Source organism: Streptomyces sp. NPDC031670, assembly GCF_055580545.1.
On sequence record NZ_JBVILC010000005.1, the window covers coordinates 114741 to 138949 of the forward strand.

Annotated in this window: 18 protein-coding genes; 10 read left to right on the forward strand and 8 right to left on the reverse strand. The window is 71.4% G+C overall.

Annotated features, from left to right (window positions below; all coding sequences use genetic code 11):
* Window positions 1-29: 29 nt before the first annotated feature.
* Window positions 30-215 (reverse strand): hypothetical protein, encoded by a 186-nt coding sequence (locus tag ACZ5ID_RS12095; RefSeq protein WP_468896426.1) that lies wholly within the window; start codon window positions 213-215, stop codon window positions 30-32.
* Window positions 216-799: 584 nt separating this feature from the next.
* On the opposite strand from ACZ5ID_RS12095, the gene ACZ5ID_RS12100 reads away from it, so the two are divergent.
* From ACZ5ID_RS12100 to ACZ5ID_RS12135, 8 genes are all read left to right on the forward strand, one after another.
* Window positions 800-4474: a sensor histidine kinase gene (locus tag ACZ5ID_RS12100; protein ID WP_468896429.1), complete on the forward strand. Its 3675-nt coding sequence runs from the start codon at window positions 800-802 to the stop codon at window positions 4472-4474.
* Between the two features lie 9 nt (window positions 4475-4483).
* Window positions 4484-4897 carry a roadblock/LC7 domain-containing protein gene (locus ACZ5ID_RS12105; protein ID WP_067164664.1) on the forward strand — a complete coding sequence of 138 codons (414 nt, stop codon included), beginning with the start codon at window positions 4484-4486 and terminating at the stop codon, window positions 4895-4897.
* A 109-nt stretch (window positions 4898-5006) separates the two neighbouring features.
* Window positions 5007-5414: a DUF742 domain-containing protein gene (locus ACZ5ID_RS12110; protein ID WP_067164662.1), complete on the forward strand. Its 408-nt coding sequence runs from the start codon at window positions 5007-5009 to the stop codon at window positions 5412-5414.
* The gene (locus ACZ5ID_RS12115; RefSeq protein WP_190091018.1) at window positions 5395-5976 is read left to right on the forward strand and encodes a GTP-binding protein; all 582 of its coding nucleotides are present in this window, start codon (window positions 5395-5397) and stop codon (window positions 5974-5976) included. The genes ACZ5ID_RS12110 and ACZ5ID_RS12115 overlap by 20 nt, the downstream gene beginning before the upstream one ends.
* Before the next feature lie 340 nt (window positions 5977-6316).
* Window positions 6317-9649 (forward strand): sensor histidine kinase, encoded by a 3333-nt coding sequence (locus tag ACZ5ID_RS12120; protein ID WP_468896433.1) that lies wholly within the window; start codon window positions 6317-6319, stop codon window positions 9647-9649.
* 10 nt (window positions 9650-9659) lie between these two features.
* Complete coding sequence (locus ACZ5ID_RS12125; protein WP_026057603.1) at window positions 9660-10073, forward strand: roadblock/LC7 domain-containing protein; 414 nt, start codon at window positions 9660-9662, stop codon at window positions 10071-10073.
* A 115-nt stretch (window positions 10074-10188) separates the two neighbouring features.
* Window positions 10189-10758 (forward strand): DUF742 domain-containing protein, encoded by a 570-nt coding sequence (locus tag ACZ5ID_RS12130; protein WP_468896436.1) that lies wholly within the window; start codon window positions 10189-10191, stop codon window positions 10756-10758.
* A complete protein-coding gene (locus tag ACZ5ID_RS12135) occupies window positions 10739-11320 on the forward strand; it encodes a GTP-binding protein (RefSeq protein ID WP_069978110.1) in 582 nt (193 codons plus the stop codon). Before ACZ5ID_RS12130 ends, ACZ5ID_RS12135 begins: the two co-directional genes overlap by 20 nt.
* Window positions 11321-11480: 160 nt before the next feature.
* Here the strand turns inward: ACZ5ID_RS12135 and ACZ5ID_RS12140 are convergent, their stop codons facing one another.
* The 4 genes from ACZ5ID_RS12140 to ACZ5ID_RS12155 all read right to left on the reverse strand — a co-directional run bounded on the left by ACZ5ID_RS12140 (window position 11481) and on the right by ACZ5ID_RS12155 (window position 17214).
* Window positions 11481-11687 (reverse strand): acyl-CoA carboxylase epsilon subunit, encoded by a 207-nt coding sequence (locus ACZ5ID_RS12140; protein ID WP_468896439.1) that lies wholly within the window; start codon window positions 11685-11687, stop codon window positions 11481-11483.
* A gap of 12 nt (window positions 11688-11699) precedes the next feature.
* A complete protein-coding gene (locus ACZ5ID_RS12145; RefSeq protein ID WP_468896441.1) occupies window positions 11700-13283 on the reverse strand; it encodes an acyl-CoA carboxylase subunit beta in 1584 nt (527 codons plus the stop codon).
* Between the two features lie 154 nt (window positions 13284-13437).
* A complete protein-coding gene (locus ACZ5ID_RS12150; protein WP_468896445.1) occupies window positions 13438-15771 on the reverse strand; it encodes a polysaccharide lyase 8 family protein in 2334 nt (777 codons plus the stop codon).
* 99 nt (window positions 15772-15870) lie between these two features.
* On the reverse strand, window positions 15871-17214 hold the full coding sequence (locus ACZ5ID_RS12155; RefSeq protein WP_468896447.1) for a M64 family metallopeptidase: 1344 nt from the start codon (window positions 17212-17214) through the stop codon (window positions 15871-15873).
* Window positions 17215-17326: 112 nt separating this feature from the next.
* Here ACZ5ID_RS12155 and ACZ5ID_RS12160 point away from each other — a divergent pair, with 112 nt between their 5' ends.
* Both ACZ5ID_RS12160 and ACZ5ID_RS12165 read left to right on the forward strand, forming a co-directional pair.
* Complete coding sequence (locus tag ACZ5ID_RS12160) at window positions 17327-18670, forward strand: helix-turn-helix domain-containing protein (RefSeq protein WP_468896449.1); 1344 nt, start codon at window positions 17327-17329, stop codon at window positions 18668-18670.
* 149 nt (window positions 18671-18819) lie between these two features.
* Window positions 18820-19428 carry a YceI family protein gene (locus ACZ5ID_RS12165; protein WP_468896451.1) on the forward strand — a complete coding sequence of 203 codons (609 nt, stop codon included), beginning with the start codon at window positions 18820-18822 and terminating at the stop codon, window positions 19426-19428.
* Window positions 19429-19436: 8 nt separating this feature from the next.
* On the opposite strand, the gene ACZ5ID_RS12170 is transcribed toward ACZ5ID_RS12165, so the two are convergent.
* From ACZ5ID_RS12170 to ACZ5ID_RS12180, 3 genes are all read right to left on the reverse strand, one after another.
* Window positions 19437-20813 (reverse strand): hypothetical protein, encoded by a 1377-nt coding sequence (locus tag ACZ5ID_RS12170; RefSeq protein WP_468896453.1) that lies wholly within the window; start codon window positions 20811-20813, stop codon window positions 19437-19439.
* An 86-nt stretch (window positions 20814-20899) separates the two neighbouring features.
* On the reverse strand, window positions 20900-22549 hold the full coding sequence (cimA, locus tag ACZ5ID_RS12175) for a citramalate synthase (protein WP_468896455.1): 1650 nt from the start codon (window positions 22547-22549) through the stop codon (window positions 20900-20902).
* 283 nt (window positions 22550-22832) lie between these two features.
* Window positions 22833-24158 carry an MFS transporter gene (locus tag ACZ5ID_RS12180; protein WP_468896457.1) on the reverse strand — a complete coding sequence of 442 codons (1326 nt, stop codon included), beginning with the start codon at window positions 24156-24158 and terminating at the stop codon, window positions 22833-22835.
* Window positions 24159-24209 lie beyond the last annotated feature (51 nt).

A 24209-nucleotide genomic window follows, 5' to 3' on the forward strand; every position in this document is an offset into this window, starting at 1 on the left:
ACGTACGGGCCGGGGGCGCGCCCCCCTCTTTACTGGGCGGCGGCCACGACCGGGGCGTCCATGAGGGTGGTGCGGCGCGGGTTGGCCGTCTGGGCCGGCAGGTCGACCGGGTGCTCGGGCAGGAGCTCCGTCTGCATCTCCTCGGCGTCCGCGAGGTGCGCGAGGGTGGTGCGGCGGGGGTTGGCTATGGTGCGGATCATCATCGTCGTCTTCATCTGCCGTTCGGACCCTGTCGGTTGCGGGGCGCGCGGCGGCGCCGGTTGTCGGATTGCCCATCCCTGTAAAGCGTCAGGCTAAACATTCGAATTCCCGGCAAAGGGCTGTAGAGCCGACGATCATCGTGTGAGTTTGCTCACGAGTTGGTAACCATTCCGGACATTACGACCCGTCAACCGTGGCCGACTAACCGGACATTGCACCACTGAACCCTCCATTCCGCTCTTGATCATGGCGACTGGGTAGCTCCTCCCACGTAAGCGACTCGTAGGCAAAAGTCCGATTCATCCGTGCCCAGTTTCTACGGCTCGTGACCCGTTCATCACAATGTGTCACTCAGGTCACAGCCCGGTACACGGGCCTTGTTGGAGATCCGGCACTGTGCTGGAATTCCACGCACCGCCGCGGGTCACTGACCGGCGCGCAGGGGCGCAACGCAGCGCCGAGTGGCGGCGGGGAGGGGGAGACCAACAAGCGCCGGTCACTCACGACCAACACATGGGGCGCACACTTGCCCCACGACGCCGACACCGTCCCTTCCGTTCAGAGCGGGGGGACGCCTGGTCCAGAGGTTGCGACGCTAGTGCAGGGACGTTTCAAGAGGGATGGCAGCGCTGCGGCGGAGCAGGAGCCGCACGGCGGGACTGGCCCCACATCAGTCAGTTCCTCGCCCCAGCACGCCCAGAACCCCCGGGCCACCCAGAATCCGTCGGCTCCTTCGCCGGGTGGCGACGACAAGGCCGGCCCCTCCGGCCCCACGGGCCGCTCCGCCGCGGGCGGTGAGAAGCCCTCGGCCGCGCCCAAGCCGAAGCCGGCGGTGGACACCGGGTCGCGAATAGCCCTGCGCAACTGGCGCATCTCCACCCGACTGGTCGCGCTGCTGACCCTGCCCGTGGTCGCCGCGACCACCCTCGGCGGGCTCCGCATCAACGAGTCGATGAACGACATGAAGCAGCTGGACCACATGCAGCTGCTCACCGACATGACCAAGCAGGCCACCGAGCTGGCAGCCGCGCTCCAGGAGGAGCGCGACAAGTCGGCGGGCCCGCTGGCCACCGGCACCGGCGCGGACATGGTCCAGACGGCCAAGTCCACCACCGACCGGGTCAAGCAGTCGTTCATGACGGCCACCCAGGACGTCGACAACCCGGACAACGACGACGCCCTGGAGTCGATCCGCCGTAACGTCACGGCCATCGCGATCCAGCTCCAGGACCTCGACAACATCCGGAAGAGCGCCTACCACGGCGATGTCTCGGACTCCCAGACCGTCGAGGGCTACAGCCGCCTCATCCGCGGTCTGCTCAGCCTCTCCCAGGACATGGCGCAGGCCACCTCCAACCCGGAGATGATCAAGCGCACCCGTGCGCTGGCCGCGTTCTCCTCCGCCAAGGAGTACGCCTCCATCCAGCGCGCGATCATCGCCGCCGCGCTCCCCGCGACCAAGGACAAGACCGGCACCCTCGCCGAGTCCGACCGCCTCTACGCCAAGTCCGCGGCGGACGGCGAGCGCCAGGAGCTGTCGTCGTTCTCGATCGTCTACGAGAGCAACCACGGCAACCCCGAAGAGCTGATGGCCCCGCTCGACAAGGGCAACTCGGAGATCACCGCGGCCAACGCGTACTCCCAGCGCGTCCTCAAGGGCGGCCTCGCCACGGAGACCAGGCGCTCGTACCTCGACTGGTACGACCAGGACTCCAACAAGATCAACCAGATGAAGACGATCGAGCAGACCCTGCTCGGCGAGATGGAGCAGAAGGCCCGCGAGCTGCGCGACCAGTCGCAGCGGGACGCGATCCTCAACGGTGCCCTGATCCTCATCGTCCTCGGCGTCTCGCTGGTCGGCGCGTTCGTCGTCGCCCGGTCCATGATCCGTTCGCTGCGGCGTCTCCAGGACACCGCGACCCGGGTCGCCCAGGACCGGCTGCCCGAGCTCGTCAAGCAGCTCTCCGAGTCCGACCCGCAGGACGTCGACACGTCCGTGGAGTCGGTCGGCGTGCACTCCCGGGACGAGATCGGCCAGGTGGCCGCGGCCTTCGACGACGTGCACCGCGAGGCGGTCCGCCTCGCCGCCGAGCAGGCCCTGCTGCGAGGCAACGTCAACGCGATGTTCACCAACCTCTCGCGCCGCTCGCAGGGCCTCATCCAGCGTCAGCTGTCGCTCATCTCCGAACTGGAGTCCCGCGAGGCCGACCCGGACCAGCTCTCCTCGCTCTTCAAGCTCGACCACCTCGCGACCCGTATGCGCCGGAACGGCGAGAACCTCCTCGTCCTCGCCGGTGAGGAGCCCGGCCGCCGCTGGACCCGCCCGGTCCCGCTGGTCGACGTGCTGCGCGCCGCCGCCTCCGAGGTGGAGCAGTACGAGCGCATCGAACTGGCCGCCGTGCCCGCGACCGATGTCGCCGGCCGCGTGGTCAACGACCTCGTGCACCTCCTCGCCGAGCTGCTGGAGAACGCCACCTCGTTCTCCTCGCCGCAGACCAAGGTCCGGGTCACCGGCCACGCGCTGCCCGACGGCCGCGTCCTGGTCGAGATCCACGACACCGGCATCGGCCTCTCCCCCGAGGACCTCGCCGCGATCAACGAGCGGCTCGCCTCGCCGCCCACCGTGGACGTCTCGGTCTCGCGCCGCATGGGTCTGTTCGTGGTCGGCCGCCTCTCGCTGCGTCACGGCATCCGCATCCAGCTGCGCCCCTCCGACTCCGGCGGTACGACGGCCCTCGTCATGCTGCCCGTCGATGTCGCCCAGGGCGGCAAGAAGGCTCCCGGCAAGCCCGGCGGCCCCCAGGGGCAGGCCCCCTCGGGTCCCGGTGCCGGCCGTCCCGGCGTGACCCCGGGCCCCGGTGCCCGCGCGGGTCTCGCCGGTGCGCTCGGCAGCGGCCCGGCGGGCGGCCCCGGTGGCGGCGGACGGCTCGGCACGGGCGCCCCGCGCGGCGCGGTGGCCGGCGGTGCGGGTCCCCGTGCCGCGCTGCCCCCGCGCGACGGCACCGCCCAGCCGCCCCGCCAGGGCCAGAACCAGGGCGGCTTCGGCCAGGTCGGCGCCTTCGGCACCGGTATCCCGGCCCAGCAGCAGCCCCCGGCCCCGCGCCGCGGTGACCGCCCGCAGACCCCGCAGTCCGGCGCCCCGCGCGCCGAGCTGCCCGGCGGCGGCGCCCCGCAGCGCCCGCAGGCCACGAGCTGGGGCAACGAGCAGGCGGCCCAGGACGGTCCGCGCGGTCACGAGGAGAGCGAGCAGCACACCGGCCAGTACCCCCGGCCGCAGCTCGACGACCGCCAGGGCCCCGGCTCCACGGCCGAGTTCGCCCGCCCCGACTTCGACGGGCCGCCGCCCGGCCGCCCGGACGCGCCCCAGTCGCCGCAGTCCACCGGCCAGTTCATGCGCCCGGACGTCTTCGGCGCGCCGCAGGGTTCCCAGGACCCCGCGTCCCTGCCGCCGCAGGCGACCGGCCAGTTCGAGCGCCCCGGCGCGTACGGCCAGAACCCGGGCCAGGGTCAGGGCGCCGGTCCCGGCAACGGCCGGCACACCGGCCAGTACGCCCGTCCGCCGATGGACGACCGCCAGGGACCCGGAGCCACCTCCGAGTTCGCCCGGCCGGACTTCGACGCGCCCCGTCCCCAGCAGTCGCAGCCCCAGCAGTACCAGGCGCCGCAGCAGCCCCAGGGCACGCGACCGGGCGCCGGGACCCCGCCGCAGCAGTCGCAGCCGGAGGCCCTGCCGCCGGCTCCGAACGCCGGTGACGGCCGTACGCCGTTGTATGACACCCTGGAGACCAACTGGTTCCACGGCCAGGGCGGTCAGAACGGCGAGCAGCCGGGTCAGCCCGCTCCCCAGCAGGGCCAGGCCGGTCAGGGCGGACCCCAGGGTCCGCGCCCGGGCCAGCCCCCGGCCGCGGCCCCGCAGAGCCCCGAGCGCCGTCCGGCGCCCGTGCAGCGCGATGCGGGCGGTGCGGCCGGCAACGGCTCCTGGCGGCCCTCGCCCAACGACGAACTCGTCCGCCAGGCCGAGCGGGCCCGCAAGCCCGCCGCCGGCGGAGTCACCACTTCCGGTCTGCCCAAGCGGGTCCCGCGTGCCAACCTGGTCGCGGGTACCGCACAACAGCAGCAGAACCAGGCAGGCCCCCAGGTCTCGCGTGCGCCCGACGATGTGCGCGGTCGCCTGACCAATCTCCGCCGGGGTATCCAGCAGGGGCGACAGGCCGGCAACGGCCCGTCGACCGGCAGTTTCTCGATGGACCCCACTCACCAGCAGGAGCGATAGTTGAGTCAGATGAGCCAGGCGGCGCAGAATCTGAACTGGTTGATCACCAACTTCGTGGACAACACCCCCGGGGTGTCCCACACGGTGGTGGTCTCCGCCGACGGCCTGCTGCTTGCCATGTCCGAAGGATTTCCGCGGGACCGGGCCGACCAGCTCGCGGCCGTGGCGTCCGGTCTCACCTCGCTGACCGCGGGTGCGTCCCGGATCTTCGAGGGCGGCACCGTCGCCCAGACCGTGGTGGAGATGGAGCGCGGCTTCCTCTTCCTCATGTCCGTCTCCGACGGCTCCTCGCTGGCCGTGCTCGCCCACCCCGAGTGCGACATCGGCCTGGTCGGTTACGAGATGGCCCTCCTGGTCGACCGCGCCGGCTCCGTCCTCACCCCGGACCTGCGTGCGGAGCTCCAGGGGAGCCTGCTCCACTGAGGCCCCCCACTCAGTCAGAACCCACCGTCCGGCCGCGCACCGCCCCCCACCGGCCACATCAGACGGCTCGAAGACACTCGCTGTCCCTGCTGTCCCGCCCGGAGGATCAATGACCCCGCCACCCGCCTCACACGATTCGTACGGCGCTCTGCACGACGCGCACTACGACAGTGAAGGCGACCAGCCGCTGGTCCGCCCGTACGCCATGACGGGCGGCCGGACCCGGCCGCGCTACCAGCTGGCCATCGAGGCGCTGGTCAGCACGACCGCGGACCCGGCGCACCTGGCCACGCTCCTCCCGGAGCACCAGCGGATCTGCCACCTGTGCCGTGAGGTCAAGTCGGTGGCGGAGGTCTCGGCGCTGCTGCAGATGCCGCTCGGTGTGGCCCGGATTCTTGTCGCCGACCTGGCGGAGGCCGGCATGGTGGCCATCCACCAGCCGGGCAATGGAGAGGCCGGCGGCACGCCGGATGTGACGCTGCTCGAAAGGGTGCTCAGTGGACTTCGCAAGCTCTAGCGGCGGAGCGGGACGGTCTACCACCTCCGCGAAGATCGTGGTGGCGGGTGGCTTCGGCGTGGGCAAGACCACGTTCGTGGGCGCCGTCTCGGAGATCAACCCGCTGCGCACCGAGGCCGTCATGACGTCCGCTTCCGCGGGCATCGACGACCTCACCCACACCGGGGACAAGACCACCACCACGGTGGCCATGGACTTCGGCCGCATCACCCTGGACCAGGACCTGATCCTGTACCTCTTCGGTACGCCGGGCCAGGACCGCTTCTGGTTCATGTGGGACGACCTGGTCCGCGGCGCGATCGGCGCCGTCGTCCTCGTCGACACCCGCCGCCTCGCCGACTGCTTCCCGGCGGTGGACTACTTCGAGAACAGCGGCCTGCCGTTCGTCATCGCCCTCAACGGCTTCGACGGCCACCAGCCGTACACGCCCGACGAGGTCCGCGAGGCACTCCAGATCGGCCCCGACACCCCGATCATCACCACCGACGCCCGCCACCGCGGCGACGCGAAGAGCGCGCTGATCACACTGGTCGAGCACGCGCTGATGGCACGACTCAAGTAGGAAGTCGTATACGGCAGTTGTCGTAGACGAACGGGGGCGGACTGTGTCCTTTGACACGATCCGCCCCTGTGTTCATAACATTTCGACAGAGAATTCGCCCGTGGCGGCCACCCGCCGCGTTCGCACGGTGTCACTGCGCTCACATCGGCCCCGCCTTTTGGCGGGGCTCGCTCTTTATGCCCGTTTTATCTGAGGCGTGGGCCACTCGGAACCCCGGATTCCAGCTGTTTGGAACGGACCCCCCTGGCGTGCTGGAATTCGACGAACTCCCGAGTAGTACGGCTCAGAACATTTAAAGGCACACCGCGAGAGGTGCCGGCGCCGAGAGGTTGTTGGTCGAGTGAGGCGAAGCACGACGAGCTCCGCGACGCAGCAGGCGCGGGGCAACTTCACCCCGCCGCAGCGCAGTGCGGCGACGCCGGACGAGCTGCCGAAACCATCCGGGGGCAAGGGCGCGGGTCCGCTCGCCGGCCCCGACACCGGTAGCCAGAGCAAGTTCTCGCCGCGCAACTGGCGGGTGGCCACCCGTCTGAACGCCATCCTCCTCATCCCCGTACTCGTCGGCCTCATCATGGGCGGCTTCGAGGTGAAGGGGTCCATATCCACCTGGCGCGACGCGCGTGACGCCGAGAAGACGGCGCAGATCGTGCGCGCCGCCTCGGAGTACGGCCAGGCGCTGCTCAACGAGCGTGACCTCACCGCCCAGCCGCTGCTGCAGAACAAGCGCGACAGCGAGGTCATCGCCAAGGCCATCGCGACCTCGGACGCGGCCCGCGCCAAGTTCGACCAGGAAGTGCAGGGCATGCCGGACACGGCGAGCCTCAAGCGCCGCCTGGCCAAGGTCCGCGACGCCGAGAAGAACCTCGACGCGCTGCGCAAGACCGCCTACGCCAAGGGCGTCGAGGCGAAGAACCCGGTGCTGACCGAAGAGGGCTACACCCAGATCCCCCACTACCTGAGCACGTTCTCCAACGAGCTCGGTCTGGGCACCGGCAACATCACCAGCTACGGCCGCATGGTCTACGCGGTCGACCTCGCCAAGGCCGCGGAGTCGCTCCAGCGGTCCATCGGTCTGCACCTCATCATCCGGCCGAGCGAGGACCCCAAGACCTTCCAGCTGCAGGTCAAGGCGTTCAACTCGTACAACTACCTGGAGTTCATCGCCCTCGGCGAGTTCGACGCCGGTGGTACGGACGCGGACAGCCTCCATCTGAAGCAGGTCATGGACGCCAAGGCCGCCCAGGCCGCCAAGGACGTCCCGGCGGTGCGCCAGCAGGCCGACGACGGCCCGCGCATCGGCGCGGCCCCGGCCCGCGACGGCTCGGTCTTCAACAGCATGGCCGCCGCGATCGGTGAGGGGCAGAGCGCCAAGCAGCTCAAGGCCCAGGGCATCACCCCCGACGCCTGGATGGCCGCCTCCACCGCCAAGTTCGACGGTTACACCGAGGTCGAGCAGGACCTGGTCACCAAGGCGGTGGACGAGGCCGGCCAGATCGCCGACGACGCCAAGACCTCCGCGTACATCAACGGCGCCGTCGTCGTGGTCTCGCTGCTCGCCGCCTTCATCCTGGCCGGCATGGTGGCCCGCCAGATGAGCCGCTCGATGCGCCGGCTGCGCTCCGCCGCCTTCGAGGTGGCCGAAACCCGACTGCCGATGCTCGTCGACCAGCTCTCGCGGACCGAGCCCGGCCGGGTCGACACCCGGGTCGAGCCCATCCCGATCACCTCCACGGACGAGATCGGCGAGGTCGCCCGCGCCTTCGACCAGGTCCACCGCGAGGCGGTCCGGCTCGCCGCCGAGCAGGCCCTCCTGCGGGGCAACGTCAACGCGATCTTCACCAACCTGTCGCGCCGCAACCAGTCCCTGATCGAGGGTCAGCTGACCCTCATCACGGACCTGGAGAACAACGAGGCCGACCCGGACCAGCTGGAGAGCCTCTTCAAGCTGGACCACCTCGCGACCCGTATGCGCCGCAACGGCGAGAACCTCCTCGTCCTCGCCGGCGAGGAGCCGGGCCGCCGCTGGAACCAGCCGGTCCCGCTGGTCGACGTGCTGCGCGCCGCCTCCTCCGAGGTGGAGTCGTACGAGCGCATCGAGCTGTCCGGTGTGCCGGAGAGCGAGATCCACGGCCAGGCCGTGACCGACCTCGTGCACCTGCTCGCCGAGCTCCTGGAGAACGCCACCACCTTCTCCTCGCCGCAGACCAAGGTCCGTGTCACCGCGACCCGTCTCCCCGACGGCCGCGTCATGATCGAGATCCACGACAAGGGCATCGGCCTCACCGCCGAGGACTTCGCGGACATCAACCACAAGCTGGCCAACCCGCCGACCGTGGACGCCGCCGTCTCCCAGCGCATGGGCCTGTTCGTGGTCGGCCGGCTCGCCGACCGCCACGGCATCCGGGTCCAGCTGCGCCCCTCCGGCGAGCAGGCGGGCACCACCTCGCTGGTCATGCTCCCGGACGCGATCACCCACGGTGGCGGTGGCGAGCCGGTGCCCGGCGACGACTTCACGGTCTCGCAGATCATCCCGGAGCAGCAGGAGTTCCAGGCTCCGGTCCAGGCCCCGGCCATGCGGACCGCCGCCGAGCTCGGGTTCGACGACTCGCGCTACGAGACGGACGAGCAGGGCGAGGACCTCCAGCTCGACCCGGTCAACCGCTCGCTGATGCGCGAGGAGCGCCGCGCGGCCCTGGAGGCGCAGGCGCAGGGCGGCGACCGTCCGCTCTACCGCGACGAGGTCGACGGTGTGCCGCAGGGCGCCGCGTACGACGAGTCCTACGGCGCCCAGCAGTCCTACGAGGGCCGGTACGACGAGGCCTACAACGGACAGCAGACCGCGTACGACAACCAGTTCGACGGACAGCAGCAGTACCCGCAGGACTACTCCGGCGCGTACCCGCAGGAGTCCTACGGACAGCAGAACGGTTACCCGGACCAGGGCTATGCGGAAGCCGCCTACCAGGCGCCCGCGGCCGATGGCCCGCAGTACGACGGTGGTTACGGTGACACCCCCCACCAGGGCGAGTGGCAGCGGAACGACGCGTACCAGGATTCCTACACGTCCGACTACCAGCAGGCGAACGAGGAAGCGGAATCCGCTCCGGACGTTCCCGGCGGCGGTCGCGAGAGCGTAGGCTTCGACCGGCCGGGCCCCACCCCGGCCTCCGCCCACGAGCTGACCGGCGCCGGTCTGCCGAGGCGCGGCAGCGGCCAGCAGAACTGGCAGCCCGCCGCCCAGGAGCCGCAGCAGAAGTCCGAACCGCAGCGGCCCGAGCAGCAGCGGCACCCCGTCGAAGGCACCGGCCCCGCGCCCGTGAACGGATCCGCGAACGCGGCCGTGAACGGCAGCGGTTCCGGAGCCCCGGACGGCGCCGCGGCCACCACCGACCAGCCCACCGGCGACTGGCGTTCGACCAACGACGAGCGCTGGACGCGGGCCGAGAAGCTGCGTGAGCCGAAGGCCGGCGGGGTCACCCCCTCCGGGCTTCCCCGGCGGGTGCCCAAGGCCAATCTGGTCGAGGGCGCGGCGGAGCAGACCCCGCAGGGCGGCCCCCAGGTCTCCCGCGCTCCGGAGGACGTCCGCGGCAGGTTGAGCAACCTGCGCCGCGGTGTCCAGCAGGGCCGCAGCGCGGGGTCGGACACCAGTAACACCTACAACCAGGAGCGTTAGTGTGAGCCCGATGAGCCAGGCGGCGCAGAATCTGAACTGGTTGATCACCAACTTCGTGGACAACACCCCCGGGGTGTCCCACACGGTGGTGGTCTCCGCCGACGGACTCCTGCTGGCGATGTCCGAAGGCTTCCCCCGGGACCGGGCCGATCAGCTGGCGGCCGTCGCCTCCGGGCTGACGTCCCTGACCGCGGGAGCCTCCCGGATCTTCGAGGGCGGTGCCGTCAACCAGACGGTCGTGGAGATGGAGCGCGGCTTCCTCTTCATCATGTCCATCTCGGACGGTTCCTCGCTGGCCGTACTCGCCCACCCCGAGGCCGACATCGGTCTCGTGGGCTATGAGATGGCTCTCCTTGTCGACCGCGCGGGCACCGTCCTCACCCCGGACCTGCGCGCGGAACTCCAGGGCAGTCTCCTTAATTAGTTGTGAACTTCCCGTTCTCAACTACCAGTCAGGCAGTGCGTTTCTCGCCACCGCGCCATAAGGTGCGGTGGCGCGGTCCCACAGGAACGGGCGACCGGCAGTCGGAGGAGGAAACGTGACAACACCCCCAGGCGGACACCCATACAGCGGTGGACAGCAGTCTCCGGGTGAGCACGGGCAGAACCGGTTCAACTTTCCCTCCGCCCCCAGCAGAAGCGGCCAGGGCCAGCACTCGTACCAGCAGCCCCACCGCCGGCCGGGTCCTTACGACCAGCCGCCGCAGCCCCGCATCGAGCCGGTGCAGCCGCGCCAGACCCCCCAGCCTTCCCCGGCGGGCGGCACGCACAATCCCCTTGTGCGTCCGTACGCCATGACCGGCGGCCGGACCCGGCCGCGCTACCAGCTCGCCATCGAGGCGCTGGTGCACACCACGGCGGAGCCCGCCCGGCTGCAAGGGCAGTTGCCCGAGCACCAGCGGATCTGCCAACTGTGCCGTGAGATCAAGTCGGTCGCCGAGATCTCCGCACTCCTCTCCATCCCCCTCGGCGTTGCCCGAATCCTCGTCGCCGACCTGGCGGAGGCCGGACTTGTCGCCATCCACCAGCCCGGCGGCGACGAGTCCGCCGGCGGCCAGCCAGATGTGACACTGCTCGAAAGGGTGCTCAGTGGACTTCGCAAGCTCTAGCGGCGGTGCTGCCCGCTCCACTACTTCCGCGAAGATCGTGGTGGCGGGCGGCTTCGGCGTGGGCAAGACCACGTTCGTCGGCGCGGTCTCGGAGATCAACCCGCTGCGTACCGAGGCCGTCATGACGTCCGCTTCCGCGGGCATCGACGACCTCACGCACACGGGCGACAAGACGACCACCACGGTCGCGATGGACTTCGGCCGCATCACCCTGGACCAGGACCTGATCCTGTACCTCTTCGGCACCCCGGGCCAGGACCGCTTCTGGTTCATGTGGGACGACCTGGTCCGCGGCGCGATCGGCGCCGTCGTCCTGGTGGACACCCGCCGCCTCGCCGACTGCTTCCCCGCGGTCGACTACTTCGAGAACAGCGGCCTGCCGTTCGTCATCGCCCTCAACGGCTTTGACGGCCACCAGCCGTACACGCCCGACGAGGTCCGCGAGGCCCTCCAGATCGGCCCCGACACCCCGATCATCACCACCGACGCCCGCCACCGCGCGGACGCGAAGAGCGCGCTGATCACACTGGTCGAGCACGCGCTGATGGCACGGCTGCGGTAGCCGCCGGCGCCCGTACGAGGCGAAAGGCCCCGCCGCTCCTTGTGGAGCGGCGGGGCCTTCTCGCTGGAGGCGCTGTCGTTCGGGGCCCCTGAAGCGAAAGGGCCCCGGCCGCTCCTCACGGAGCGGCCGGGGCCTTCGCACATGGGCGTGCGGTACGGGGCTAGCCCTGCCAGGAGTGCGCGGTCCGGAAGCCCGGGGTGCGCTCCAGACGGCGCCAGCCGGCCGTGTCGCGGCCCCGGGAGGGGGCCGGGGCGGGCCGGGCGGCGGCGCGGGCGAGCAGGACGGCCGTGATGGCAGCCAGCTCCTCCGGCGCGGCCTCGCCCTTCTCCACACGGAGGACGGAAGGGGAAGAAGTCGGGGTGTTCACTCGGGCTCCTCGTTACTGAGGCGGGTTGCCGTGCTTGCGGGACGGCAGGTCGGCGTGCTTGGTGCGCAGCATCGCGAGGGAGGCGATCAGCACCTCGCGGGTCTCGGCGGGGTCGATGACGTCGTCGACCAGGCCCCGCTCGGCCGCGTAGTACGGGTGCATCAGCTCGGCCTTGTACTCCTTGACCATGCGCACGCGCATCGCCTCGGGGTCCTCGGCCTCCGCGATCTGCTTGCGGAAGATGACGTTGGCGGCGCCTTCGGCGCCCATCACCGCGATCTCGTTGGTGGGCCAGGCGTAGGTGAGGTCGGCACCGATGGACTGGGAGTCCATCACGATGTACGCCCCTCCGTACGCCTTGCGCAGGATCAGGGAGATCCGGGGCACGGTGGCGTTGCAGTACGCGTAGAGCAGCTTGGCACCGTGGCGGATGATTCCACCGTGCTCCTGGTCGACGCCGGGCAGGAAGCCGGGCACGTCCAGAAGGGTGACGATCGGGATATTGAAAGCATCGCACATCTGAACGAAACGGGCGGCCTTCTCCGAGGCCTCGATGTCCAGGACGCCCGCGAGCGTCTGCGGCTGGTTGGCCACGATGCCGACGACCTGGCCGTCGAGCCGGGCGAGGGCGCAGATGATGTTGCGCGCCCAGCGCTCGTGGATCTCCAGGTAGTCGCCGTCGTCGACGAGCTCCTCGATCACCTTGTGCATGTCGTACGGACGGTTGCCGTCGGCGGGCACCAGGTCGAGCAGCACGTCGCCGCGCCGGTCGGCGGGGTCCTCGCTGGGGTGCGACGGCGGGTTCTCCCGGTTGTTGGACGGGAGCATCGACAGCAGGTAGCGCACCTCGGCGAGGCAGGTCTCCTCGTCGTCGTACGCGAAGTGGGCCACGCCCGAGGTCTCGGCGTGCACGTCGGCGCCGCCGAGCCCGTTCTGCGTGATCTCCTCGCCGGTCACCGCGCGGACCACGTCCGGGCCGGTGATGAACATCTGCGAGGTCTCACGGACCATGAAGACGAAGTCGGTCAGGGCCGGGCTGTAGGCCGCGCCGCCGGCGCACGGGCCGAGCATCACGGAGATCTGCGGGATGACACCCGAGGCCCGCGTGTTGCGCTGGAAGATGCCGCCGTACCCGGCGAGGGCGCTGACGCCCTCCTGGATACGGGCGCCGGCGCCGTCGTTCAGGGAGACCAGCGGCGCCCCGGCCGCGATGGCCATGTCCATGATCTTGTGGATCTTGGTGGCGTGGGCCTCGCCCAGCGCGCCGCCGAAGATACGGAAGTCATGGGCGTAGACGAAGACCGTGCGGCCCTCGACGGTGCCCCAGCCGGTGATGACACCGTCCGTGTACGGCTTCTTGGCCTCCAGGCCGAAGCCGGTGGCCCGGTGCCGCCGCAGCTGCTCGACCTCCTTGAACGAACCCGGGTCGAGCAGCAGGTCGATCCGCTCGCGCGCGGTCAGCTTGCCCTTGGCGTGCTGCGCCTCGGTCGCGCGCTCGCTCGGCCCGCGCCGGGCCTGCTCGCGCAGGGCCAGCAGCTCGGCCACACGTCCACGCGCGTCACTGGGCTCGCCCGGGGTTACGTCCACAACGGTCATGCATCGACCCTACGAACCCGACCAAGAATTTCCCGCCGTCGACTCTGTACAGTCTCCGGACCGTTTTCCTGGTAGCCCTGAACAGAACTATCGCGCGATGCAGGCGAAGTGCCAGCTCAGACCGGTGCGGCGTTGTAGGGGTCCAACAACATGATCAGATGAGAGTCACATCACAGCGATGGCAGGCGCCCGCCGTGCCCGGGGTGATCCGCAGCCGCAGCTCCTTCCCGGCGGCGAGGACCTCGACGGACGGATCGGCGCCGGTCACCCCCCGGACGGCCCGTCTCCAGACGACCTCGAAGGGCTGTCCGGTGCGCGGCGGCTCACCGGCCCGGAGCGTGGCCGTCGCCCCCTTGCTCCGTACGAGCACGCTCGCGGGGGCGGAGACCGACAGCGGGCCCGCGCTCCCAGCCTGCCAGAAGTTGGCGCACACGAGATCGAGCGCGGGCACCGACACGGCCTGGCAGGCGGCGGTGTTGGCCAGCACGGTGAGCCAGCCGGTGTCGGCGGCGCGGGCGGCCACGGTCCGCCGGGAGGCGCCCGGCAACAGCTGGTAGCTGTAGGAGGCGTCCACCGGATCGACCCCGTGGTCCAGCCACAGCGTCTGATAGGTCCGGGTGCGCCGTTCGGTGGAGCTGGTGGTGTTGATGTCGCTCCACGCCCCGGTCCTGGCCTCGCGCAGGGTGCGCAGGACGGTGGTGCCGCCGGGGAAGACCCAGCCGCCGTGCCCCTCCAGATGCGCCCAGCGGGTCCGGGCGGCGCCGTCCCGCGAGAAGACGGCGTCGCCGCCCTCCCCCAGATTCCGGTTGTCGACCACCGTCTCCACCCGCACCCCGTCGGCGGCGGTGATCCCGGCGCCGAGGCAGATGACCGTCCCGGCCGTGCAGAACCAGGACTTGCGTGCCTGGAGCGTCGAGCCGAGCCCCTTCAGATGCTGCCCGACGGCCCCGGACTCCCCGTCGTTCGCCCCGCCCACCCAGCGCGCGACGGGCCGGGCCGCGCCCCACTCGCCGCCCGCCCGGTCCGCGAGCCGCCGGGTGGAGACGGTGGTCCCCGGCAGCCGGTAGGGGTCGACGGTCGGCCAGAACCAGTCCGTGTACTGGTCGTTGCCCTGCTCACCGGGCCACCAGTAGAGCATTCCGGCACCGGTGTGCCAGCCGCGCGGGTTCTCGCCGTTGCCGCACTCGTAGTACGAGATCCGGTCCGAGGCCATGGCGATGTTCGCGGTCCACGCGGGGCGCCGGTGGACGGCGCGGTCCATGGCGGCGAAGAGGGTGTGCCCGACCGGTTCGGGCGCGGCGGGCACCGGCCCGTCGACCACCGCCTGGAGCCGGGCGAGGTCGGCCACCCCGAACTGCCGGGCGGCGAGCAGCGGATGGGTGGGGTCCCGCCGCGCCCACCCCTTGATGAGCCCGTGCCACCGGTCCCGTTCCGCCGGCGAGGCGCCCTGGGCGAGCACGGCGACGGCGGCCATGAGCCCCTCCCCGTGGAAGTGGTCGCTCCGCATCACCCGCGCGTCGTCCGCGAGCAGATACCCCCGGCTCACGGCCCGCCCGTTGACGCTGTCCATGACCAGCCCGTTGTGGATGAGCGGCGCGTAGGCGTGCTCCACGCTGTCCAGGATGGTCTGCCGGTGGGGGTCGGTGACCTCCCAGCTCGTCCCGGCGAGCAGCGTGAACAGGCGCCCGAGTCCGTCGAGCATCACCTGTCCGTACGTACCCGAGTAGGCGATCGAGGTGTGCTGGACGAACGATCCGTCGGCGTAGAGGCCGTCGCCCTCGGTGACGTACGGGAAGACCGGCGAGAGGGCGTCGCGGGCCAGCGCGAGTTTGGCGGGGGCGCGGCCGATCGCCCCGCGCACGGCGACCGAGCGGCAGAGGTCGACGCGGTTGGCGCCGGTGGAGGTGCCCGAGTAGTCGGCGAGGACGGAGTCGGGCACGAAGTGGTCGACGGCCGCGCAGGCGGCCTGGACCCGCGCCTCGCCCACGTACGCGTAGAGCGCGTTGACGAGGTCGGTGAGCAGCCGGGGACTGCCGATCTGCCACTCCCACCAGTTGCCGTACCGCGTGGTGGACGGGTTGTAGACCTTCGCCCCCACATGGTCGAGACCGGCGAGGAGGTCGGCGAGCAGGGCGGTGTCGCCGGTGAGGCCGGTGGCGGGCTGGAGGAAGGCCTCGGCCATGGTCCACAGCCTGCTGTAGCCGCGGGTGATCCCGGCGGGCGGGTCGAAGGGGCTGTCCGGCCAGAGCCAGTGGTCGCCCGGGGCCATCGAGGCCCGGAAGGTCCGGGCGCGGTCGCCGGTCTCCTTGAGCCGGGAGGCGTACGGCTCAGCGCCCGGGTCGAAGCCGGTGCCGAGCGAGAGGTCGCGCCAGCGCCCGCGCAGCACGGCGAACTCGTCGGCGGCGGACGCCTCGGGGGCGGTTGCCAGGGTGAGAGCGCTCGCCCCCACCACGGTCAGGAAGGTGCGTCGGGACGGCAGCAAGGACACAGGGGACTCCCGGAGGGGAAGTGGTGCAGACCGCTGCCGTTGGTGTAGCACGGCGCGCCCGGGGCCCTCAATGCCCCGGACACACCGATCGGAAAGCGCTTACCGCCGTACGTTCCACACGACGGAGTCGCTCAGCCCGGCACGCACCTGGGGATCGCGCACCGACGCGGTCCCGTCGGTGACGGTCACCTTCAGCTGGTGGGTGCGCCGGTCCCACGGGGAGAGGACGGCCTGCGCGACCCCGATCCAGGTGCGCCCCTCGAACCGGGTGAGCTCCCGCCCGTCCAGGTACCAGCGGATCCTCGGCTGCGCGGCGCCCACCAGCCGGGGCACGGTCACCCGCGCCTTGTCGTGGACCCGCAGGGTCCGCGTGGTCGGCACGGCGGCCGTGGCGATCGAGGCGTGCCGGTAGAACCCGGCGATCATCGCCTCGCGGCCGGGCAGGCTGAAGGGCTTGCCGAGGATGCGCATGATCGAGTTGTCGGTGGGCCGGGAGAGGCCCGTGACGTAGTAGCCGCCGCCCTCGTAGGCGCCCACGGTCCCGCCGTCCGGCGAGGTCTCGCCCAGCCACCGGTACCACTTGGTCCGCTGCGCGGCCATCTGCTCGGCGCTCAGCACGGAGATGTTGGACTCGGCGACCTCGGGCCCCACGTAGTGCTCGTAGCCGGGGGTGCCGGGGTAGAAGTACTCGTCGGCGAGCTTGCCGAGCGAGTGCCCGGTCTCGTGGATGGCGACCTGCCCGGACTTGGCGTTGCCGGCCGACGCGGTGGAGATCCCCTCGTAACCGAGCTTCTGGCTGGGCTCGTTGTACCCGGCGCCGCCGTACTTCGTACTGTTGGCGAGCACGATCACCAGGTCGGCCTGGGGGGCCTTGGCGACGTAGCCGTCCACCTTGTCCTGGTCGACGCAGAGCAGCCGCTCGATGCCGTCGCACCAGAAGTACGAGCCCAGCGCCGTGTTCTTCACATCGCCCCGGGCCGGGTCGCCGGAGACACCGGACTGCGCGGAGACGGCGTCCACGGTCCACACGTTGAAGAGGTTCTGGTACGTGGTGTACGGCTCGACACCGGTCACCTCGCCCCACTTCTCCTTGGCGTCGGCGTGGAACTTCGCCAACTCGTCGACGGTGTAGCCGTCGCCCACGATGACGACGTCGAGGCGGTCGGCGCTGGACCCGTTGTTCACCATCTCGCCGACATCGCCGTCGGCGTCGGCGGCCCGCGCGGAGAGCCGTCCGCCCGCACGCACGGCACCGGACGCCGGAACGCGCACATGCCCGGAACCGGCGACCGCGCCTCCCTCCGGACCGGGTATCTCGACCTGTACGCGCGGCCGGGGCGCGGGGGCGTCGGCGGCCTCGGCGGGCACGGAAAGAAGCGCGGCGACGACGGATCCGGTGAGCCCGGTCGCGGCTATGGTTCTGCGCAGAATGGCAGGGCGCATGAAATCCTCCCCCAGTGACGGAAGTTAAGCGTTCGGATAAATCTGTTGAACGGCTCGCTTAAGTTAGGGGGCGCACGGGGCATGCGCAATGCCCTGGGACGAGGGAGACGCGATGGACGAACCTGCCGTGATCGGCCGCCGGGTGCAGCGGCTGCGCGCCGAACGGGGACTCACGCAGCGGCAGTTGGCCGAGCCCGCCTACACCCCGGCCTATGTGTCGACCCTGGAATCGGGCAGGGTCAGACCGTCCGAGGCGGCGCTGCGCCACCTCGCCGAGCGCCTGGGCACCACCTACGAGGAACTCGCCACCGGCCGCCCCGCGCACCTCGCCACCGAGCTGCGCCTGGGCCTCACCGACGCCCAGCAACTCCTGGCGACCGGCGACGCGGACGAGGCGGCGGTGCGCTACCGCCGGCTGCTGACCGAGGCCGAACTGCACGACCTGCTCCCCGAACAGGCCGAGGCGCTGCTGGGCCTGGGCGAGTGCGCCCTGGAGAGCGGCGAGCTGCCCGACGCGATACGCCACTTCGAGGCGGCCGAGCGCCATCAGGCGGACGAGCCGCTGCCGCGCCGGGCACGCGCGATCCGGGGCCGGGCCATCGCGCACGTCCTGGCCGGCGAGCTGCGCTACGCCTGCTACCTGCTGGAGTCCACCATCGAGGAGCTGGGCACCTCGGGCCTCAACGACCCGGAGTCCCTGGTCCTCCTCTACTCGGCGATCATCGGCCCCTATCTGGACATGGGCGCCCAGGCCCGGGCCGCGCACGCCGCCGAGCTGGCCCTCGCCCTCGCCCCGCAGGTCTCCGACCCGGCCCTGGTGGCGGGCATGCACCGCCAGGTCGCCCGCACCTTCCTGGCCGAGGGGCGCACCGCCGACGCCGACGCCTCCCTCGCCAAGGCCCAGTCGGTCTACCGCCAGCTGCGGCTGCGCACCGATCTGGCGCACTGCCACTGGATGCGGGGGTACGTCCACGCCCAGGGCGGGGAGCTGGACGCGGCCGAGCGGGAGCTGCGTACGGCCCGCGACATGCTGGCCGCCAAGCGGGCCGCGCTCTTCACCTGCCAGGTCGAGGTCGAACTCGCCGACGTACTGCGCCGCCTGGGCCGCCACGAGGAGGCGGCTTCGCTGCTCACCCCGCTCGTGGACCCCGCGCCGGAGCTGGGCGACCGGCACGGCGCGGTCCACGCGGGCGGTGCGCACCGCCTCCTCGGGCTGATCCACGAGGAGCGCGGCGACCTCGACGTGGCCGAGGAGCACTACGTCACCGCCCTCGGCCTGCTGGAGCGCAGCGGCGCCTCGGGCGACCTGGCGGATCTGTGCCGCCTCCTGGGTGATCTGCTGCGGCGTACGGGCCGGACGGAGGCGGCGCTCGACGCCTACCGGACGGGGCTGGGACACCGGGCGGCGCCGGGGACGACGACGCTGGGGCCGGCGCCTGCGCCGCCGCGGTACTAGGGCCGCGCGGGAGGGGCTCCCCGCCCCCTCCCGCCCCTCCCTGCCCGCTTCCCCCGGACATCCCCGGCAAGTTGTTGAAACTTTAACGGAATGGGTCTACAGTCAATCTCGTTGAACCTTCAACCAACCGCCGAAGGAGCACGAGCATCATGGGAATCTTCGCCCGCAAGAACACCGGCACCACCACCCTCACCGCCCCCGCCCCCGTCGACCCCGCACTCGCCGCCCTCACCGGCACCTACACCATCGACCCGGCCCACAGCAGCATCGGATTCACCGTCCGCCACGCCATGGTGACCAACGTCCGCGGCTCGTTCGCCGAGCACGAGGGCACCCTCACCCTCGACGGCACCGACCCCGCGTCCTCCGACGCCGTCATCGAGGTGAAGATCGCGTCCGTGGACACCGGCATCGCCGACCGCGACGCCCATCTGCGCAGCGCCGACTTCTTCGACGCCGAGCGGTTCCCCCTGATGACCTTCCGCTCGACCGAGGCCCAGCAGCTCGGCGGCGACAAGTACCGCATCGTCGGCGACCTCACCATCAAGGACGTCACCCGGCCGCTCGCCATCGACCTGGAGTTCAACGGCTCGGCCACCGACCCCTACGGCAACCAGCGCGTCGGCTTCGAGGGCAGCGCCGACATCCTGCGCTCCGACTGGGGCCTGACCTGGAACGCCGCGCTCGAAACCGGCGGCGTCGTGGTCAGCGACAAGGTCAAGCTGACCTTCGACATCTCGGCGATCAAGTCCGTCTGAGGCCGGCCCTACCAGCCACCGCCGCCGTCGAAGCCGCCGCCGCCCCCGTCTCCGCCACCTCCGCCGCCCCAGCCGCCGCCGAAGTCGGACGCGTCGAAGTCCGCCCCGGAAACGTCACCCCCGTCGAAGCCCTGGCCGGGCTGCGCGAAGTCCGCGCCGCCGTAGTCCACGGCGTACGCCGGGGTGGCCAGCATGGAGCCGAGCATCGTGCCCATCAGCAGTCCGGGCAGCATGCCCCCGCCGAAGTACCCGCCCGCCCAGGGCCCGTACGCCGGACCCGCGTCGTAGTACGGACGGCGGCCCCCGTCCGTGTCGACCTGCCGTACCAGCGGGTCCTGCCCGTCCCGCAGGCGCGTCGCGTCCGCGAGACAGACCGGGACCTCGCGCGGGGCGCCGCCCGCCGGGGACCAGGTGGCGTCCTCGACCGAGGGGCCGTGGCGCGGGTCGAAGAAGCAGGGGGCGCGGCGCTCGGGCAGCGGCCGGTGCTCGCGGCGGGCGGCCAGGGTGGCGAGCGAGAAGCGCCCGTCCTCCAGGGCCTGGGTGACCCCGCGCACGTCGGAGGGGTGCCGGGCCGCCGCCATCAGGGTCTTCGAGGTCTCGTACGAGTCGAGCGCGCGCTCGTAGTCGGCGCGCATGGCGTCGTCGGCGCCCGCCTCCGCCGGGTGGAAGTCGAGCCGGTCCAGCTCCTCGCCGAACGCGGTGATGTCCTCGTCCACGACCACCTGGAGCCGCCGCAGCGCGGCCCGCTCCTCCTCGGCCTTCTTCCTGCGGCTGCGCCGCACCAGGGCGTACGCGCCGGCGCCGCCCGCCACGACGACCGCGCCCAGGGCGATCAGTCCGGTCGCCGAGCCACCGCCGTCGTCATGGGATCCCGCGCCGCCGCCCCAGGAGGCGGGGGCGTGGCCGCGCAGCGTGGGCAGCGCCTGGTCCACGAACGCGTTCAGCTGGGTGGAGGCGTCCGCGGCGGTGCCCGGGGCCCGTACCGCGGTCTTCAGGTTCTCCACGGCCTGCGGTGACATGACCTTCCGGTCGGCGCCCGCGTTGAAGGCGTCGCCCAGCCGGACCGCGTACAGGCCGGTGACGCCGGTGTCCGTACGGAGGTTCCGCAGGAGGGTGTCCCTGGGGAACGCGGAGGTCGCGGGCAGCACGGCCACGAAGAGCGGCTTGTCGGCGTCCTTGATCTTCTTGGCCAGGGCGTCGGCCTGGGCGGCCGGGAGCTGGGCGGCGGCGCCCGGGTCGACGTACACCGGTGCCTTCCTCAGCGCGGCGGCGACCTCGCCGACTCCGGACGCGGCGGGCGCGGCGGTGGCGGTGGCCGTGGCCAGGGGGGCCAGCGCGAGGAGTGCGGCGGCGGCGGCGGACGCGAGCGGAACGCGGAACCTCATGTTCCCGACGCTACCGGAGTCACTCGCGAAACGGACAAACCTTCGGGGGCGAGAACGGCCTCCGGCCCCCGCCGGCCCGTGGCCTGCTACTCCGGCGGCTCCACCCCGGCCCGGAGCAGCCCGTAGGTGTACGCGTCCTCCAGCGCCCCCCAGGACGCCCCGATGATGTTCGTCGCCACTCCCACCGTCGCCCACTCCCCCGCCCCGTCCGTCGTCGTGATCAGGACCCGGGTCGTGGAGTCCGTGCCGTGGCGGCCCTCCAGGATGCGGACCTTGTAGTCGACCAGTTCCAGCTTGGCCAGCTGGGGGTAGATGCGCTCAAGGCCGACCCGCAGGGCGCGGTCGAGCGCGTTGACGGGGCCGTTGCCCTCCGCCGTCGCCACGATCCGCTCGCCCTTGGCCCACAGCTTCACCGTCGCCTCGTTGGCGTGGGTGCCGTCGGGGCGGTCCTCGACGATGGCGCGCCAGGACTCGACGCGGAAGTACTTGCGGGCCCTGCCCTCCGCCTCGGCGCGCAGCAGGAGTTCGAAGGAGGCGTCGGCGGCCTCGTAGGTGTAGCCCTGGAGCTCGCGCTCCTTCACCCGCGCGACGACCCGGCCGACCAGCTCCCGGTCGTCGCCGAGCTCGACGCCCAGCTCCTTGCCCTTGAGCTCGATGGAGGCGCGGCCGGCCATGTCGGAGACCAGCATCCGGATGCGGTTGCCGACCAGGCCCGGGTCGATGTGCTGGTAGAGGTCGGGGTCGACCTTGATCGCCGAGGCGTGCAGGCCCGCCTTGTGGGCGAAGGCGGAGACGCCCACGTACGGCTGGTGCGTCGAGGGCGTCAGATTGACCACCTCGGCGATCGCGTGCGAGATGCGCGTCATCTCGGGCAGCGCGCCCTCGGGCAGCACCTTCATGCCGTACTTCAGCTCCAGCGCGGCCACCACCGGGAAGAGGTTGGCGTTGCCGACCCGCTCGCCGTAGCCGTTCGCCGTGCACTGCACATGCGTCGCGCCCGCGTCGACCGCGGCGAGCGTGTTGGCGACGGCGCAGCCGGTGTCGTCCTGGGCGTGGATGCCGAGCCGGGCACCGGTGTCGGCGAGGACGGTGGCGACCACGGCCTGGATCTGGGCGGGCAGCATGCCGCCGTTGGTGTCGCAGAGGATGACGACGTCCGCGCCGGAGTCGCTCGCGGCCCGCACGACCGCCTTGGCGTACTCGGGGTTGGCCCGGTAGCCGTCGAAGAAGTGCTCGCAGTCGACGAAGACGCGCCGGCCCTGTTCGCGCAGATAGGAGACCGTGTCCCGGACCATCTCCAGGTTCTCGTCCAGCGTGGTGCGCAGGGCGAGCTCGACATGGCGGTCGTGGGACTTGGCGACCAGCGTGATCACCGGCGCTCCGGACGCCAGCAGCGCCTTGACCTGCGGGTCCGTCGCCGCGCTGCCGCCGGGCCGGCGGGTGGCCCCGAACGCCACCAGCTGGGCGTTCCTGAAGGTGATCTCCTGTCGGGCGCGGGCGAAGAACTCCGTGTCGCGGGGGTTGGCGCCGGGCCAGCCGCCCTCGATGAAGCCCACCCCGAAGTCGTCCAGGTGCCGGGCGATCGTCAGCTTGTCCGCGACGGTGAGGTTGATGCCCTCGCGCTGGGCGCCGTCGCGCAGCGTGGTGTCGAAGACATGGAATCCATCCTCGACGCGGTCGGCGCGGCCGATGCGGTCGACGCGATGGCTGTCTTCTGGTGCCTCGTTGGCCGTCATGCTGGGGTGACTCCTGTCGGGTGAGTGGCTCCGGACTGGCTGGCTCCACTGCCCCCATCATCGCGTGCGGTCCGCCTCCGGCCGTGGTGGGGCCGGGAAACGAAAAGACCCCTCGCGGGTGCGAAGGGTCTGCGCGCGGGTCTGGGGCACGATGTCCGCTGCCGCGGGGGTTGTGCCGCGGGTTCAGCGGTCACTGCGGACCGGCGCGCTGCTGTCCATAATCATCGGGAAAGCGAGCACGGTCGCAGTCTGCCACAGAGCCGCCACGCCGCGGACCGGGATCTCAGGATGCGGGCACCCCGTCCGTTCCCGCGGGAACGGGGGCGGTCGCGGTGGCGGACGCGACCCGGTTCAGGTCGATGTCCCGCGTCTCCCGCATCGTCAGGTACACCACCAGGCTCACTCCGGCGCACCCCGCCACGTACCAGTAGAAGCCGGACTCGATGCCGCCCCGCTTGAACCACAGCGCCACGTACTCCGCCGTACCGCCGAACAGGGCGTTGGCGATGGCGTACGGCAGGGCCACGCCCAGGGCGCGGATGCCGGTCGGGAACAGCTCCGCCTTCACGCAGGCGTTGATCGACGTGTAGCCCGTCACCACCACCAGGGCGAGCAGGGCCAGGCCGAAGGCCGGCCAGAACGTGCCCGCGTGCTTGAGCATCGTCATGACCGGCACGGTCAGGAACGTGGAGCCGACCGCGAAGGTGATCAGCAGCGGACGGCGGCCGATCCGGTCCGAGAGCATGCCCGCCAGCGGCTGGAGGCACATGAAGACGAACAGCGCGCAGAACGACACCAGCGACGCCGTGGGTTTGGGCATGCCCGCGCTCTTGGAGAGGAACTTCGTGAGATACGTGGTGTACGTGTAGTACGCGACCGTGCCGCCCATCGTCAGCGCCATGACGAGGAACGCCTCCCTGCGGTGGCGCCACAGCGCCTTCAGGGTGCCCCGCTCCTCGTCCCGTGCCGCGCCGGACTCCTCGTAGACCTCGGTCTCCAGCATGTTGCGCCGCAGATAGAAGACGACGGCCGCGCCCAGCGCGCCCACGATGAAGGGGACGCGCCAGCCCCAGCTGTGCAGCGCGTCCTCGGAGAGGGTGCGCTGCATGACGATCTGGAGGCCGAGGCCGACGAGCTGGCCCGCGGTCATCGACACGTACTGGAAGCTGGAGGCGAAGCCCCGGCGTCGGGGGTCGGACGCCTCGGTGAGGTAGGTCGCGCTCGCCGCGTACTCGCCGCCGACCGAGAGGCCCTGCAACAGCCTCGCGACCAGCAGGACCGCCACTCCCCCGTAGCCGGCCACCCCGTACGTCGGCGCCACCGCGATCAGGACCGCGGAGGCGGACATCAGGGTGACGGTCAGGGTCAGGGCCGCCTTGCGCCCGCGCCGGTCGCCGATGCGGCCGAGCAGCCAGCCGCCCACCGGGCGCATGAAGAAGCCGACGGCGAAGATCCCCATGGTGTTCATGAGGTTGGCGGTCTCGTTCCCCTTGGGGAAGAACGCGTCCGCGAAGTACACCGCGAAGGTGGCGTACACGAACCAGTCGAACCACTCGACCATGTTGCCGGCCGAACCGACCCAGATCTTCTTCCACTGCTCTCGTCCCATGGAAGATCACGGTGGCCCAGGCCGATGCGGCCGACAAGGGTGACGCACGCA